This window comes from Rhizobium hidalgonense, from assembly GCF_005862185.2.
Classification (GTDB): Bacteria; Pseudomonadota; Alphaproteobacteria; order Rhizobiales; family Rhizobiaceae; genus Rhizobium; species Rhizobium hidalgonense.
Window position 1 is genome coordinate 1 of the sequence record NZ_CP054028.1, and the last position, 15,820, is coordinate 15,820.

Genomic DNA, 15,820 nt, shown 5'->3' on the forward strand with positions numbered 1-15,820 from the left:
ATATTGCCTGCGATCGTGCCGGCAAAGATATGCGGCTTCTGGCCGATCCATGCCATTGCCCCGCGCAGGCTGCCGGCAGTGTCATCTGCAAGCTCGGCACCGCCGATGACGATGCGCCCGTCGGCGCAGGGCGCCAGCCCTGATATCAGCGAAAGAAGCGTCGATTTGCCGGAACCGCTGGCGCCGAGCAACGCCAGATGTTCGCCGGCAGCCATATCGAGGTTGAAACCGTTGAGAATAAGCGGTTCGTCGGCGCCGTAGCGGAAGGCGAGATTTTCAAGACGGATGGCCGGCGCCCCGGTCACGGCAGGCACAGTTGCATCTGCCGATCCCCGGATCGGCAAACCACCTGCAGTCAGAGCATCCAACGCTTTCAGCGCCGCTTCGCCGGCGGCCCGATCGTGCCAGACGGCTGAAAGTTCGCGCAGCGGCTCAAAGAAGGCGGGCGCCAGCAACAGGATGAACAGCCCCTCGGTCAGGTCGAGCCGGCCTGCCCAAGTGCCGAAGCGGATTTCGCCGAGCAGGCTGAAGCCGACATAGACGGCAATCATCGCCACGCCGAGGGCCGCGAAAAGCTCAAGCACGGCCGAGGAGAGAAAGGCAATCTTCAACACTGCCATGGTCCGCAGGCGCAGCGATTCCGACTCGCGGCGCAGCCGCAGCGCGGTCGCATCAACCGCATCGAGCGCGCGGATCGTCGCCAGTCCGCGCAGTCGATCGAGTAGGAAGCCGTTGAGACCACCCGTTGCAACGAGTTGCTTTTCGCTGGCCGCCTGCGCACGCCAGCCGATCAGCGCCATGAAGATCGGGATCAGCGGCGCGGCGAACAACAGCACAAGCGCAGCAATCCAGGAGACCGGAAGGATGCAGGCGAGGATGATCAGCGGCACAAGGCTCGCCTTCATGCGTCCCGGATAGAAACGGGCGAGGTAGGGCACGATCAGTTCGGCCTGCTCGCCGACGATACTTGCGGCCTTGCCGGAGGCCTTCCGGCTGCGATCGATCGGCGATGACAGGGAAAGGGCGGCGGTGGCGATCTGCCGTCTGCGGCTGAGTTCGACGCGCGCGATATGAAAGGCGAGGCGGCCGCCAGCGGCGTCGAAACAGCTTCTTGCCATCCCGAGCGCGAGGAGGCCGAGGGCCGGCCAGAGAACGCCCTGCAATCCGCCGCCAGCGGCGATGCGGCCGACCGAGATCGCCAGCAATGCAGCTTGCGGAATCCAGAAGGCTGCGGCCAATGACTGCAGTATCGCCGCTCTGCGCAGCCCGCTTTTTTACCGGATCACGGCGGGACGAAACAGCATCGCCATCCCGCAGCTGTACCTCCGGTTTATCTCTCGCGTCGAAGAAAGCAGTGCCCATGGCGCTAACTCTTGTTCGCAGGATTCGGCCGGCGGCTGCGGCCGAGCGAAACGACCCGGTCCTTGGCCTCCAGAAGCTTCGTCACTTTCGCGCCTAGCGAGAGTAGCGTTGCAAGCCTTTCCGTTTCAAGTTGTTTTACGTCTTCATACCAATGCGTCAGCTGCTCGATCAGCGTGTGCATCTCGCTCATGCGCGCCTGCGCATGCCGTTCGGCGTCGCTCGCCGGCCGCTGCATCAGGATTTCACGCAGCACCGACAGCGTCGGATCGACTTCCCGTTTCTTTCGCTCCTCGGCAAGCGTCCGCAAGATGAGCCAGACGTCATCGGGCGTGGTGAAGAAATCGCGGCGGTCGTCCGGCTTGTGTTTGAGAAGCACGAGGTTCCACGCCTGCAATTCGCGCAGGCTCATTGAGACGTTGGAGCGCGAAATGCCGAGTGCATCGGCAATCTCCTCGGCGCAGATCGGCGCGGGCGAGACGTAGAGCAGGGCATAGATCTGGCCGACCGTGCGGTTGATTCCCCAGCGGGAACCCATTTCGCCGAAATGGAGAACGAAGGACTGGACGAGAGGCGGCAGGTTCATAGTCTTTTCCGTTGCGTCTGTGATTTCAGTAATTTCTGAAATCACTATATCGACCTTCGCGCCCCGCCGACAATCGTCAAGGCGGCCCTGCGTCAATATGGATGGCCGTTCAGATCGTGCGTCGGATATAACAGGAAGCGACGCGGTCGGATTTGACTTGGATCAATTCCGCAGCACTTTGCAGTCATGACACGGAAACGCCCGGCAATGCGCTACGCACGCCGGGCGTTCTGATTTGACTGGTATAACGAGCGGCGTTTAAGCCCGCCGCCGATTGAGCCGGCTCAGATCAAGCCGGCCAGGATGCCGACGCCCGATATGGCGGCGATGCCGCCGGCCGCGCGCGTCACGAAGGCGCCCCGACGTTCACCGGCGCGGCCGACGAAGTAACCAAGAGCAAGGCCCGTGAGGTGCAGCAGCGCGGTCGCGATCATGAAACCGGCAGCATAGGCGGCACCGGCAGCGTTATCCGGCATTTCGGCGCCGTGTGCGTGACCGTGGAAGATCGCAAAGAGCCCGACAATGCCGAGCGCTGCAGCGAGCGGCGCCTTGACATCAAGCGCAACGATGGCGCCGAGGACGACGACGGAAAGCGCGATGCCCAATTCAACGAAGGGAACATTGATACCGGCGGCGCCGAGGGCGCCACCGAGCGCCATGACGAGAACGAAGGTCGTCGGCACGAGCCAGGTGGCGCGGCCGCCGAGCTGGAATGCAAAAACGCCGACCATTACCATGGCGAGGACATGATCGAGGCCCGACATCGGATGGGCAAAGCCATGGCTGAAACCAGCAGCATCGCCTATCGCGGGATGGGCGGAGGCAACGGCTGGAAGCGCTGCGCCGGCCAAAGCCAGCAGGCCGCTCTTGAGTGCTGATTTCATTGCTCATTCACCTCGCGAGTTTCGAGTATCCTGCGGCCGCTGAACAAAGGCATGGGTCCAGGCGCGGGCATCAAGCTAGTTCAAAGCGTTTGCGCCGTCAACGCTGTATTCAGAGCAAATGCCAAGCCAATTCAAGTGCTTATCTAGTAGGCAGATGCCGCTTTCGACAGCGCCGCAGCAGCGAAGGTCGACGCGGAGAAGCGCCGGCTTGTTTCGAATTCTTCCTTTCGTGAACTGGAAAGGCTCCCGCACAGAGGCTATCAATCGTCCCACCGAGACGGCGCAAACTGCCGCGATGGAGGAGATGCCGATGACAAACACCGACCGGCCGCTGGCGATCAGCGCGCCTGAGCCGCGCACGCTCGATCTGATCTTCACCGAAAAGGCGCGCGCCGAACTGCATGCCAAATACGAGATCGTCGAAGCCGATCCGGAAAATATCGCCGGCCTTGGTGACGAGATCCTCGGCAGGGCGCGTTACATCATCGGCCAGCCGCCGCTTTCGGCGGAAACGCTGGCGAGAATGCCGGCCCTGCGCTCGATCCTCAACGTCGAAAGCAATCTTCTCAACAACATGCCCTATGAGGTGCTCTTCGAGCGCGGCATCCATGTCGTCACCACAGGCCAGGTCTTTGCCGAGCCGGTCGCCGAAATCGGTCTCGGCTTCGCGATCGCCTTGGCGCGCGGCATCGTCGACGCGGATGGCGCGTTCCGCGAGGGCAACGAACTCTGGGGCGGGGAAGGCAATGCAAATGCGCGGCTGATCGCCGGCTCCGAGATCGGCATCGTCGGCTTCGGCGATCTCGGCAAAGCGCTGCGCCGGCTGCTCTCCGGCTTCAAGGCCCGCGTCAGAGTGTTCGATCCCTGGCTGCCCCGCTCGATCCTCGAGGAAAACGGCGTCGAACCCGCAAGCCTGGAGGATGTGCTGACGAAGAGCGACTTCGTCTTCGTCGTCGCGGCCGTCACCAGCGAAAACAAGGGGTTTCTCGGCAGAGAGGCCTTCGCCAGCATGCGTAGAGGCGCGGCCTTCATCCTGCTCAGCCGCGCCGATGTCGTCGATTTCAAAGCGCTGATGGCGGCCGTCTCGTCAGGCCATATCGTTGCAGCAAGCGACGTCTATCCGCAAGAACCGCTGCCGCCCGACCATCCGGTGCGGAACCTCAAAGGCTTCATCCGCTCGGCCCACCGCGCCGGCGCGCTCGACAGCGCCTTCAAGAAGATGGGCGACATGGTGCTCGAGGACATGGACCTGATGGATCGCGGCCTGCCGCCGATGCGCTGCAAGCGGGCGGAGCGCGAAACGGTTTCGCGCATGCGCTCCAAACCGGTCGCGGTCAATTGACTTCGAGTCGATCCGGAAGGCCGATGATGGATGAGCGACCGCGACGACGTTCGGTATGACCCGTTGCCGGGGTTCCCGCACGCTCCACTTTGTGGCGCGCTGCTCACACACAATCAGCTCGTATGTCGGCTGGTCACTCTGACGTAATAGCCGTCAGGATCGATGAGGCGAAAGTCACGAAGTCCCCAAGGCTGCAAGGCAAGATCGGTGAGTGGCCAGCCGCTCTCTTTCGCCTTGCGATAGGCACCCTCAATGTCGGTGACGCTTAAAACGATCTCGACACCAAGACCAACTTTCTCGCCGGTTTCGATCCGCAACGGATGATCGCTCGAAAGGGCGCTTCGCCTATTGATCGCGATGACTGCGTCATCGTTCGTCAGCAAAGTATAGTCCGCGTTTGTCGGGCCTTGGATTTCAAAGCCCAGAATCCGCCGATAGAAACTGAGCGATTGCTCCGGCGCTTCGACAAATAGCTCCAATCTCAATTGCAACGGATTGCCCTCGGACCGCGCCACCTCAGGCGGCGCGCTGCTCACTTCCCTGGATCGCGGCGAGCTTCCAGTCGGCGCCGGGTTTGCGTACGAAGGTCCAGACCTCGATGCTTTCGCTCGGGCGGCGAGCGTCGCCCGAAACGACGCGGCCGCTGTCGCGTTCGACCATGGCATCGATCGAGGAGTAACGCATGGCGAGCGTCGCATATTCCTGACCGTCTTCGCGCCAGGCCTCGGCAATGTCGCCCTGTAGCAGCTTGACATCGGAGACGCGGTTGCGCACGCCGTTGATGGCGTTTTCGCCGAGTTCCTCGGCCAGATAGGACATCGCTTCGGGCGTCGTCAGCCGGCGCAACGTGGCGTAATCCTCGGCACCGTAAGCGGTCTGAACGTCGGTCAGCAATTCCTCGAACTGATCGAGATCGGCCTGCGCCAGCCCGATCTCGTCGCTCGGTCGGTTGCCGCGCGAGGACGACCCTGAACCGGCACCCGAACCGATCGCCGGTATATGGAACGACGAATGGTTGGCCGGCGACATATTATAGGACCGGCTGAAGGAACCGCTTTGGCCACCAGCGCCGTAGGAAGGCTGGCGGCGGTTGGCGAAATAACGCATGGCGAGCATGGCGGCACCGCCGATCAGCGCGATCTGCAGCAGCATGCCGAGGAAGCCGAAGCCGCCGCCGAAACCGTGACCGAGCAGCATGCCGAGGAGGCCGCCGGCAATCAGACCGCCGATCATCGAACGGCCGAAGCCGCCGAAGAGACCGGGGCGCTGGGCGCCGAAGGGCTGCTGTGCTGTGGCGGGCGCCGTGGTCTGCGGGCGCGGCGTCATCGACCGTTCGATCGGCGCGGCGGGTGCAGGCGCAGTTGAGGTGACAGGCGGAGCCTGGAAGGTGCGGGTACCGCGGCTTCCGAAGCCGCCGCTGCCGGCCCGGCGTGCTTCTGCATCGCCAAGGGAGGCAAAAAACTGTAGCGCTCGTCAGAACGGCAATGGCCGCGAACTTGGCAAAACGCGAAATGGCACTCGGCATTCCTGGTCTCCTGTCATGCGCAATCACGGCATGTCGGGAAAGAATATAGGGACTCTTTCTCAGGTTTGAAGTTCTTCGGCTGCATTACTGCCGCACGCTACTGACAGACGTCGACCCAGCTGGCGCCGGTCAGCTCCGCCAGCCGTCCGGTTTCGATGCGGATCGCCGAATTCGTCGAGCCGGCGGCCGGCACGACTTCATCGAAGCGTTTCAGCGAGATATCGCAATAGATGGGCAGCGGCGAGGGAAGGCCGAAGGGGCAGACGCCGCCGACCGGGTGGCTGGTGACAGTCACGACCTCCTCGGCGTCGAGCATGCGCCCCTTGGCGCCGAACGTGTCCTTGAACTTGCGATTGTCGAGCCTTGCCGTGCCGCCGGCAACGACCAGCATCATCTTTTCGCCGACCCGCAGGCAGATCGTCTTGGCAATCTGGGCCGGCTCGACGCCGTGGGCCTCGGCCGCAAGCGCCACCGTCGAGGAGCTCTCGGCGGTTTCGATGATGTCGATATCGGGGTGCGTGCGCACGCAGGAAAGCGCGGACGGATTCAAGGCTCATGGCTGCATGCTAGCGCATCGGCCCGGAAATCGGAACCGATTTGCGAAAGCAGGATGCGAGGGGCGAAACTGTTGCAACGTCGGTTGCGCGCCTCGAAAGACGTGCTGCGCTGCAGGATGACAAGCGCAATTTGAAGCGTAAAAGCCACTCCCGAAAACCGTCGCTTGCAAGTCTGACAGACATCGTCATAATAATTTTGCACACGTGCTCAATTTTGTCATTCGGCCGTTACATCAAACCCCTAGAGCGGACATCGTCACGTTTTCGTGGGGTTTCGGAGCGGCCATCATCAGCAGTGCTGACCCGCCAAGAGGCTTCACGCTGCTCTTCTAGGGAGACGAAGAAGATGACCATTTTGCCGACACTGAAATCCCTCGCCATCGCAGCCGCCATCCTGGCTTCGAGCTCTGCAATTGCGCTTGCCAAGGACGTTCACATCAGCGTCTGGGCCGGCGGCACCGGCCCCAACGACGTCTATCGCCTCGACGCCATCGAGATTGCAGCCCAGCAGCTGCAGCGCCAGGCCGCGCTGAAGGGTGAAGATCTGAAGATTACCGTCGAGAAGAAGCCCTATTCCGCCTGGGAGGACTTCAAGCAGGCGCTGACCCTAGCGGCGGAAGCCAAGACCGCCCCGAACATCGTCGTCAGCGGCCACGAAGACATCGCACCATGGTCCCAGGCCGGTCTCATCGTTCCGATCGAGGATTATGTCGATCTCGACTCCTGGCCGCTCAATGGCATCTACGAGAACCTGCTGCAGATCGCCTCCTATAATGGCACCGTCTACGGCATTCCGCAGGATGCCGAATCCCGGCCGATGTTCTTCTGGAAGCCGTATATGAAGGCGATCGGCTACAGCGACGCCGATCTGGATGCGCTGCCGCAGAGCGTCCAGGACGGCAAGTACACCATGAAGAACCTGCTCGACGACGCCAAGAAGATGCAGGACAAGGGCCTCGTCCAGCCCGGCTACGGCTTCTATCCTCGCACCAGCAACGGCCCTGACTACTGGCAGTTCTATACCAGCTTCGGCGGCACGATGGAGGAAAACGGCAAGCTCGTTTTCGACAAGGCCGCGATGACCCGCACCTATCAGTTCTTCGCTGACGCCGTTAAGGCGGGCGTCACCAAGAAGAACCACATCGGCATGCCGGGCGACCAGTGGTGGAAGGAAGTCGCCACCGGCAAGGCCGGCATCTGGGACGCAGGCACCTGGCACTATGCCCGCCTCGTCAACCAGGAAGGCCTGAAGGACTTTTTCGGCAACGTGATCTTCACGCTGATCCCCGCCGGTGAAGGCGGCAAGGCCAACACGCTGACCCACCCGCTGGTCTATCTGCTGACCGCAGGTCACGACAAGGAAGATACCGAGATCGCCGCCCAGCTGGTCACCATCGCCTCCGAGCCGCGCATCAACGCGCTGCATGCGGTCAAATCAGCCCATCTCGGCATTTCCGAGGCGGAATCGGAAGTCGATTTCTACTCGGCCGACCGCTGGACCCGCGAAGCCACCGAGCGCCTGCTGCCGCATGCCAATGCGATGCCGAACAATTCCGATTTCGGCAAATATTGGAACATCATGTGGAAGAACCTCGAAGCATCCTGGACCGGCGCCAAGACCGTCGACGCCGCGGTCAGTGATGCCGAGAGCGAGCTGAAGAGCACGCTCGGCGACAAGATCGTCATCCGCTGAAGCATTCTGCCGGGCGGCGGCACTCCCGCCGCCCGGTCGGGTCCGCGAGGAGGCCTTCCATGAAATCGTCCAGAACGCTCGGACTGGTGATGATCGCGCCCGCGGCGATCATGATCGTCCTGTTCTTCCTGATGCCGGTGGTTTTGACGGCGGTCTTCTCGATGACCAACATGACGACGGCGACCGGCATATCGGGAGGCGTCTACCAGATCGCGCCCAGCTCGCTGATCGCGCTGAAATCGGCGTTGCCCGAGATTGCCACCGAGATGGCCGAACCGCGCTACACCATCGACGAGGCGGGCCTCACGGCCGTCGAGGGCCTCGGCATGGCGCCGGGGATTGCTGCGGAATTGCGCGCCAAACATATAGGCGAGGTCTTCCCGGCGCGCCGCGACGTCGAGCGCATGATCAAGGATCTCACTGAGCGACCTTCGACACGCGAGGTCAAGCAGATCTCCGAACAGTTCAACCGCTCCGTCCTCAATACCCGCTTCGACAGCAAGCAACAGCTGTTTTCGGCGCTGGACAGCCTGGGTTTCAAGCTGACGCCGGAGCAGAAGGAAACCGTCGCCAAGACCACCTATACCGGCTGGACCTGGACGACCGACAATTTTTCACGCATGGCCACCTCGCCCGACATGGCGCGTGTGCTTTTCAACACCGTGCTCTATGTCGCGCTGGTGCTGATGCTCTTCAACGTCGGTTATGCGCTGCTGCTCGCCATCTGGACGCATTACATGCCGCCGACGTCTGCCTCGATCTTTCGCGGCATCTGGCTCCTGCCGCGCATCACGCCCGTCGTCATCTACGTCATGCTGTGGAAGTGGCTCGCCTGGGACAGCGGCTTCATCTCTGTCCTGATGGGCAAATTCGGCTACCCTCCGAAGAACTACCTGCTCGATACCGCCTATCATGCCTGGTTCTTCGTCGTGCTGATCAACGGCTTCATCGGCGCCTCGATGGGCATGCTGGTGTTCTCCTCGGCGATGAAGGCCATTCCGAAGAGCCAGTTCTATGCGAGTGAGGTCGACGGCGCCTCGCGCTGGCAGCAGATCCGCTACATTATCCTGCCGCAGATGCGCTGGCCGATCCTCTTCGTCACCTGCTATCAGACGCTGTCGCTGCTCGCCTCCTTCAATGAAATCCTGCTCGCCACCAATGGCGGGCCGGGCAATGCGACCGAGGTCTGGGCGCTGTCCGCCTATCACACCGCGCTCAGGAACTACGCCGGCAATCTCGAATATGGGTTGGGTGCCGCCATGGCGCTGGTGCTCGTCGTCATCGGCGTCACGCTGTCGCTTCTCTATCTGCGCGTCTTCAACTACGGCACGCTTGTCGCCAAGCCCCTGATCGAGGATTGACCATGGTCGAACGCTCGCAGCCCTCGGCAAATTACCGCAGCTGGCCTGTTATAACGGCGCTGACCATCGTCAGCCTGCCGCTGCTCTTGATGTATGTCTATCTCTTCCTCGACACCGTGACGGTAAAGCAGCCGGACGCTTTGCTGCCCTCCGGCCTGACGCTCGATCACTGGCGTTTCCTGTGGCAGACGACGCCGGGCAAGGCGAACATCTGGCAGGTGACGGTGAATACGCTGCTCTTTGCAACCTGCACCACCAGCGTCGTGCTAATCGTCTCGTCGATGGCCGGTTACGTGCTGTCGCGGCTGAACGTGCCGGCGCGCGGCTTCTTCCTCGCCGGCGTCATGGTGCTGCACGCCTTCCCGTCGGTGACGCTGATCATCGCCATCTTCATCGTGCTGCAGATGATCGGCCTCTATAATTCGCTGATCGGCGTCATCCTAGTGAAGGCGGCGATCGACCTGCCGCTCGGCATCTGGCTGATGAAGGGCTTCTACGACACCGTGCCCTGGGAGATCGAAATGGCCGGCGTCGTCGACGGCGCCTCGCGTTTTCGCGTCTGGCGCAGCCTGGTGCTACCGCAGGTCAAACCCGGCATCATGGCGCTCGGCCTGTTCTCCTTCCTCGCCGGCTGGGGCGAGTTCATCCTGCCGCAGGTGCTGGCGCCGGGCAATCAGGTACAGGTCCTGTCGGTCTATCTCGCCGGCTTCCTCGCCGACGACAACAATTACGATTTCAATATGTTCAAGGCGGTCGGCCTCTTCTATCTCATTCCGGTGCTGATCGCTTACGCGCTCTTCAACAAATATCTCATGAACATCTATGGCGGCGGGAGCAAAGGCTGATGCGCATCCTCCTCGACAGTTTCTCGAAGAGCTTCGGCTCCACCAAGGTCATCGAAAATATGCAGCTCGAAGTCGGCGACGGCGAAATGCTGGCGCTGCTCGGCCCTTCCGGCTGCGGCAAATCGACGACGCTTTTTGCCGTCTGCGGCATTCACCGGCCGACCAGCGGGCGCATCCTCTTCGGCGACCGCGACGTCACGGATCTGCCGAGCCAGGCTCGTAATGTCGGCGTCGTCTTCCAATCTTATGCGCTCTACCCGCACATGACGGTTGCCGAAAACATTGGTTTTCCCTTGAAGGTGAAGAGCGTGCCTGCCGCCGACATCCGCAAGGAGGTCGAGCGCATTTCCGAGCTTGTTCATATCAGCAATCTCATGGAACGCCGTCCGGCGCAGCTTTCAGGCGGCCAGCAGCAGCGCGTGGCGCTGGCGCGAGCGCTGATCCGCAAGCCCGACGTGCTGCTGCTCGACGAACCGCTCGCCAATCTCGACGCCAAGCTGCGCCTCGAAATGCGCTCGGAAATCCGACGCCTGCAGCGCGAGACCGGCATCACCGCCATTCTCGTCACCCATGACCAGGTGGAGGCAATGAGCATGTGCGACCGCATCGCCATCATGAAGGAAGGCGAGATCGTCCAGATCGCCACGCCGGCCGAAATGTACAATGATCCGAAGACCGCCTTCGTCGCCGGCTTCCTCGGCAACCCGCCGATCACCTTCCTGCGCGGCGTCGTCGACAAGGGCGCCTTCGCCATCACCGAAAGCGAAATCCGGGTGCCTTTGCCAGGCTCCATTGGCGCCGCCGAGGGCACGAAGCTGATGCTCGGCGTCCGGCCGGAGCATTTTACGCCTGCGGGCGATACACCGGTGTCCGGCAAGGTCACTTTCGCCGAAACGCAGGGGCGGGAAAACCTTTACGACGTCCGCCTTGCCGGCGGCCCGCTGCTGCGCTCGATCCAGCCGGTGCGCAATGATATCCATGTCGGCGACGATGTCCGCTGGGCGATCGATAGCCGCGGCGTCTTCGTCTTCGACGAAAATGGCAGGAGGCTCTGATGACCCGCGATTTCCAGGCATTCTTCGAGCGTCACGGCTGGCCGACGGCCAAGGGCCGGCTGCCCTTCTGCATTGGTCATCGCGGCGCCAGCGGCCATGAGCGCGAAAACACGATCGCCGCCTTCCGCCGCGCTGCCGAACTCGGCGCCGAAATGTGGGAGCTCGACACGCAGCTGACCCGCGACGGCGTGGTCGTCGTCTCGCATGACGACCATCTCGCGCGGGTCTTTGGCATCGACCGCCGCATTTCCGAAATGACCGCGGCGGAACTCGCCGCCCTCGACGGCATCGACGTGCCGCGTTTTTCGGAGGTCGCAGCTCTCGGCCGCGAGACCGGCACCGGTCTCTATGTCGAGCTCAAGGCGCCCGGAACCGGCATGCTATGCTGGCAACATCTTGCTGAGATGAATCAGCGTTTCGCCTGCCTCGGCTCCTTCGATACGGCGCAGGTACGCGAACTCAGCGACGCTGGCTGCGACTTCCCGCTTTCGGTGCTGATCCGGGTCGGCCACGATCCGCATGCGCTCGGTGACGAGGCCGGCGCCGATATACTGCATCTCTGCTGGGAGAGGGCAGGCGAGCGGCCGCAGGATCTGGTGACCGAAGCACTGATGCACCGCGCCTTTGAGGCCGGCCGCGAGATCGTGCTCTGGCACGAGGAACGGCGGAGCATTCTCGATGACATCATGAAGCTTCCGGTTCTCGGCATCTGCACGGATCTTCCCGATCTGATGCGGCCGTCGGCAGAGAGGGAAAAAGCAGTTGCCAGACAGGGATAAGGGACCGCGCAAGGTAACCTCCTTCGACGTGGCGCGGGTGGCTGGTGTTTCGCGCGCCGCCGTGTCGCGCGCCTTCACGCCGGATGCCAGCGTCTCGCCGAAGACGCGCGAGAAGGTCTTTGAGGCTGCCAAGGAACTCGGCTATCGGGTGAACTATCTTGCCCGAAGCCTCACCAACAAACGCTCCGATCTGGTCGGCGTCGTTGCCGCAGGCCTCGACAATCCATTTCGAACGCTGCAGATCGAAAATCTGGCAAGGGTGCTGATCGCCCGCAATTTTCGCCCCATCCTGCTGCCGACCTCGCAGGAGGCGGACACCTCGACGGTCATCGGTCAGCTGCTGCATTACGCCGTCTCCGGCGTCATCGTCACCTCCGACGCGCCGCCGACCGAGATTTGCGAGCAATGTGCGGCCGAAGGCGTGCCGATCGTGCTGATCAACAAGGGCAACGATATCCCCTTCGTCGACCGCATCATCTCCGACGATCGGATGGCCGGCTATCTCGCCGCCAGCCACCTGATCGAAAGCGGCGCGCGGAAACTCGCCGTTATGGCGGCTCCCGCCATATCCTATACGGCGCGGCGGCGCAGCGAAGCGTTCCTGGCACGCTGCAAGCAGCTCGGGGTGGAAGCGCAGATGCTGCAGGTCAGGATCAACGATTACCGGAGCGGCTATGATGCGGCAGCCGACCTTGCGGCATCCGGCATCGATGGACTGTTCTGCGCCAACGACTATATGGCCTGCGGCGTGGTCGACCGCGTCATGCGGGGCCGCAGCCGCGATGATGCGCCGCCGCTCTCCATCATCGGCCATGACGACATTCCTCAGGCGAGCTGGACCGCCTACGACCTGACGACCATCCGCCAACCCTGCGATATCCAGGCCGAACAGACCGTCGATCTGCTGATGAGCCGGATCGCAGAGTCGGACTTGACGGCACGTGTCGAATTCACGCCGGTAACGTTGATAAAAAGAAGGACTGCCTGATGAGTTCCGCATTCGATTCCGCCGCCATCCGCACACGGTCAGAGGTCGCGATCACAGTCGCCCTTGAGGTCGGGCGGGAAGCCGCCCGGTTTCGGCGCGACTCCAACCCCGGTACGCTTGCCGTCGAGAACAAGGGATTGCAGGATTTCGTCACCATCGCCGACAGGCGAGCCGAGCAAGCTATCCGCAACGGGCTCATCTCGCGCTTTCCGGACGATACGTTCATGGGCGAGGAGAGCGGCGGAAGATCGGGCGGAGCCGGCACCTGGGTCGTCGATCCGATCGACGGCACGACCAACTATATCAGGGGCTTCCGGCACTGGGCCGTCTCGATCGCCTTCGTCGCTGGCGGCAAGGTCGAAATCGGCGTGGTCTACGATGCCAGCGAGGATAAGGTCTTTCACGCCGTCCGCGGCGGCGGCGCCTTCAAGGACGGAATTCCAGTGCATGCGGCGGCGACCGCCGATCCTGCCCATGCGCTCGTCATTCTCGGCCATTCCCGCAAGACCAGTTTTGACGACCATCTCGCGCTCTCCAAGCGGCTTCACGAACGCGGCATGGACTATCGCCGCACAGGCGCGGCGGCGATCGACCTCGTTCGCGTCGCCGAAGGTGCTGCCGATCTCTATTACGAACGCCATCTCAATGCCTGGGACATGCTCGCTGGCGCACTGATCGCCAAAGAGGCCGGCGCGATGGTGGCGATGCCTGATGTCGATAGGATGCTTGCGCAGGGCGGACCTGTCGTTGCCCACGCGCCGGGGCTTGCCGGCGAATTCGCCTTCATCCTCGATATTGAGGGGCTGACGCCTGCCGGTTAAACGGCCATGCGGCGGCTCCAGGCGCGCTCGGTCGCCGGCGCCTCGTCGGTGGTGATCTGATCCGGCTTCAAAGCCATCAGCGCCTGGAAATTCCGCCATTCCTCTTCGCTGAAACCGGCTTCCGGATCCTTGAGCGTAAAAGTCCAGGCATCGACCCGTTTGCCCTGATCCTGGCAGAGCGCGATCATGTCGAGACCTCCGTTAGCGGCGTCAAGGATCAGCTGCCAGTGGAGATAGATCGTATCCGGTTCGGTCGGGCCGCGCAGGTCGGCGCGCAATTCCGTCTCGACAGCCTTCCAGCCGCTGGCCTGCCCGATGTCGCCGAGCTTGTTGGTCGGATCGATGCCGCGCATGAGATTGGGAATCTTCTCCTTGACCGCGACGATGAGGTCGAGACTGCCGGCGCTGACGATCACCGAGGCGGCGATATCGCGGAAATGCGCGGCAAGGTGCTCGATGCCCCTGGCACCGATCGCCCCATAATCGTCCTTCATGTCGAACTGCAGCAATGCGGCGGGGTGTGCCGATTGCAGCATGGCGGCGAGATCCTCGCTAAGGATCAGCGGCCGGTCGCCCTCTTTCATCCTGATATCGCCGATGTCACCGATGCTCTTTTCGGCGATCGGTCCGTGCCCGGTTGTTTCGCCTTCGAGCTCTTCATCATGCAGCACGACGAAACCGCCATCGGCGCGCACCCGCAGATCGAGTTCCATCGAGGCACCGGCTGCAAAACCCTCGGCCATCACTTCGGCAGAAAACAGCGGATCGGCAAACCGCTTGCGCAGGCGGTGCCATTTCAGCCGGGTGCGATGCCCCAAATGCGAAATCTCCAGGCCCTGCGCATCCAGCAATCCAGTCATCTGCAGCAAGTCTCCGTGATGCCACTCTCCTGCCTTGACGAAGCGTGTTTATCAAGAGCCGAATGCCGTTCAGCGGCTGTAGGTCGCGGATATTGCCTCGGAAGCGGCGGCGATATCGCAGGAATGGCCAGCCTGCCTCAAGGCCGCGCCATAGGCGACGACATTCGCGAGCACCGTCTGGAACGCGGCGCGCTGACCCGTATGGTTCAGCCGCAGGAGACGGGCGGGCGCAGTCCCGACACCTTCGGTCAGCTCCACCCCCAGCCGCCCGGCGGCGGCTATCAGCGCAACGGGCGCCAAGCCCACCGGCGCCGGCACCGCCGTCACCAGGTTCGAGGCCCTTGCCGCCGGCACCCAGGCTGGAGTGCCGAGTGCTGCCAGCCCCGCCCTTGTCGCCGATGCCGCCAGCGCATGGCGGGCGACGAGATTTTCCAGACCTTCAGCCTCGATGCGGTCGAGCGCTGCCTCCAGCGCGAAGAATTCCAGCGGCGCCGGTGTCCCCGGCAGAGCCCATCGGCCACTATCGAGCCATGCCTTCAGATCCGCCAATGACAAGATCGAATCGCGCGGCGCGCCGTCGCTCAGGATCATATTCCATGCGCGGCGGCTGACCGAGAGCGCGGACAGACCGGCCGGACCGCCGAGCGCCTTCTGCGGGCCGATCACCGCGATGTCGATGCCGAGATGATCGACATCGAGGCCATGACCGCCGACCGAGGCAACCGCATCGACGACGGTAACGATGCCGCGGTCACGCGCAAGCGCCAGGATCTCCGACAGAGGGTTCAGGATGCCGCTCGCCGATTCCGCATGAACCACAGCCAGCACATCGATCCCGGGATCGGCGTCGAGCGCCCCGGCGACGGCCTCGATTACGATCGGCAGGCCCGGTTCGGCGACGATATCCCGAACCGTCGCGCCGCCCCGCCGCAGCCATTGCCCGAACCAGCCGCCATAGGGGCTGGTGACGATGTTGAGGGCGGAGAGGCCGGGGCGTGCAAGGCTGGCTGCCACCGCCTCCAGCGCCACCACCGCCTCGGCCTGCACAAGCAATATGTCGCTGCGGCTCTGCAAGATGCCGCCGATCCTGTCGGCGAGGACGCCGTAGCGTTCCGCCGGATAGGAGGGGACGCCGTGCAGGGGATTCCAACCGGGGTCGAACATG

13 protein-coding genes and 3 pseudogenes are annotated in these 15,820 nt (G+C 62.9%); 8 read left to right on the top strand and 8 right to left on the bottom strand.

The features are described from left to right. Positions 1 to 2 precede the first annotated feature (2 nt). The 3 genes and pseudogenes from FFM81_RS21260 to FFM81_RS21270 form a co-directional block, all read right to left on the bottom strand. Positions 3 to 1,362 (bottom strand): annotated as a pseudogene (locus tag FFM81_RS21260) (ABC transporter ATP-binding protein/permease); the annotation flags it as partial. Positions 1,363 to 1,366: 4 nt separating this feature from the next. Continuing rightward, positions 1,367 to 1,945 carry a GbsR/MarR family transcriptional regulator gene (locus FFM81_RS21265; protein ID WP_003571898.1) on the bottom strand — a complete coding sequence of 193 codons (579 nt, stop codon included), beginning with the start codon at positions 1,943 to 1,945 and terminating at the stop codon, positions 1,367 to 1,369. 284 nt (positions 1,946 to 2,229) lie between these two features. Continuing rightward, on the bottom strand, positions 2,230 to 2,829 hold the full coding sequence (locus FFM81_RS21270) for a HupE/UreJ family protein (RefSeq protein WP_003571900.1): 600 nt from the start codon (positions 2,827 to 2,829) through the stop codon (positions 2,230 to 2,232). Positions 2,830 to 3,139: 310 nt separating this feature from the next. Between FFM81_RS21270 and FFM81_RS21275 the strand changes: the two genes are divergently transcribed. Beyond that, positions 3,140 to 4,171 carry a hydroxyacid dehydrogenase gene (locus tag FFM81_RS21275; protein ID WP_003571902.1) on the top strand — a complete coding sequence of 344 codons (1,032 nt, stop codon included), beginning with the start codon at positions 3,140 to 3,142 and terminating at the stop codon, positions 4,169 to 4,171. Between the two features lie 113 nt (positions 4,172 to 4,284). On the opposite strand, the gene FFM81_RS21280 is transcribed toward FFM81_RS21275, so the two are convergent. The 3 genes and pseudogenes from FFM81_RS21280 to FFM81_RS21290 form a co-directional block, all read right to left on the bottom strand. Continuing rightward, positions 4,285 to 4,662, bottom strand: a complete 378-nt coding sequence (locus FFM81_RS21280; protein WP_003571903.1) for a VOC family protein — start codon at positions 4,660 to 4,662, stop codon at positions 4,285 to 4,287. A gap of 25 nt (positions 4,663 to 4,687) precedes the next feature. Beyond that, a pseudogene (locus tag FFM81_RS21285) lies at positions 4,688 to 5,696 on the bottom strand (Tim44 domain-containing protein). Between the two features lie 97 nt (positions 5,697 to 5,793). Further along, positions 5,794 to 6,253, bottom strand: a pseudogene (locus tag FFM81_RS21290) (YbaK/EbsC family protein). Between the two features lie 346 nt (positions 6,254 to 6,599). On the opposite strand from FFM81_RS21290, the gene FFM81_RS21295 reads away from it, so the two are divergent. The 7 genes from FFM81_RS21295 to FFM81_RS21325 are packed head-to-tail and all read left to right on the top strand — an operon-like array spanning position 6,600 to position 13,795. After that, complete coding sequence (locus FFM81_RS21295) at positions 6,600 to 7,946, top strand: extracellular solute-binding protein (RefSeq protein ID WP_003571906.1); 1,347 nt, start codon at positions 6,600 to 6,602, stop codon at positions 7,944 to 7,946. A gap of 59 nt (positions 7,947 to 8,005) precedes the next feature. Continuing rightward, positions 8,006 to 9,307: a carbohydrate ABC transporter permease gene (locus FFM81_RS21300; RefSeq protein WP_003571907.1), complete on the top strand. Its 1,302-nt coding sequence runs from the start codon at positions 8,006 to 8,008 to the stop codon at positions 9,305 to 9,307. Between the two features lie 2 nt (positions 9,308 to 9,309). Then, positions 9,310 to 10,152, top strand: coding sequence for a carbohydrate ABC transporter permease (locus FFM81_RS21305; RefSeq protein ID WP_003571908.1), 843 nt, complete (start codon positions 9,310 to 9,312; stop codon positions 10,150 to 10,152). Then, a complete protein-coding gene (locus FFM81_RS21310; protein ID WP_138384639.1) occupies positions 10,152 to 11,207 on the top strand; it encodes an ABC transporter ATP-binding protein in 1,056 nt (351 codons plus the stop codon). The genes FFM81_RS21305 and FFM81_RS21310 overlap by 1 nt, the downstream gene beginning before the upstream one ends. Further along, positions 11,207 to 11,986 carry a glycerophosphodiester phosphodiesterase gene (locus FFM81_RS21315; RefSeq protein WP_025418048.1) on the top strand — a complete coding sequence of 260 codons (780 nt, stop codon included), beginning with the start codon at positions 11,207 to 11,209 and terminating at the stop codon, positions 11,984 to 11,986. The genes FFM81_RS21310 and FFM81_RS21315 overlap by 1 nt, the downstream gene beginning before the upstream one ends. Next, positions 11,970 to 12,974 (top strand): LacI family DNA-binding transcriptional regulator, encoded by a 1,005-nt coding sequence (locus tag FFM81_RS21320; RefSeq protein WP_138384638.1) that lies wholly within the window; start codon positions 11,970 to 11,972, stop codon positions 12,972 to 12,974. The genes FFM81_RS21315 and FFM81_RS21320 overlap by 17 nt, the downstream gene beginning before the upstream one ends. Continuing rightward, positions 12,974 to 13,795: an inositol monophosphatase family protein gene (locus FFM81_RS21325; protein ID WP_128399379.1), complete on the top strand. Its 822-nt coding sequence runs from the start codon at positions 12,974 to 12,976 to the stop codon at positions 13,793 to 13,795. Before FFM81_RS21320 ends, FFM81_RS21325 begins: the two co-directional genes overlap by 1 nt. Here FFM81_RS21325 and FFM81_RS21330 read toward each other — a convergent pair. Together FFM81_RS21330 and FFM81_RS21335 are read right to left on the bottom strand one after the other, a co-directional pair. After that, entirely contained in the window at positions 13,792 to 14,655 is an 864-nt protein-coding gene (locus FFM81_RS21330) for a glycerophosphodiester phosphodiesterase (protein ID WP_173883830.1), read from the bottom strand. The genes FFM81_RS21325 and FFM81_RS21330 overlap by 4 nt on opposite strands. A gap of 69 nt (positions 14,656 to 14,724) precedes the next feature. Continuing rightward, positions 14,725 to 15,819, bottom strand: a complete 1,095-nt coding sequence (locus FFM81_RS21335; RefSeq protein ID WP_138384636.1) for a pyridoxal-phosphate-dependent aminotransferase family protein — start codon at positions 15,817 to 15,819, stop codon at positions 14,725 to 14,727. Position 15,820 lies beyond the last annotated feature (1 nt).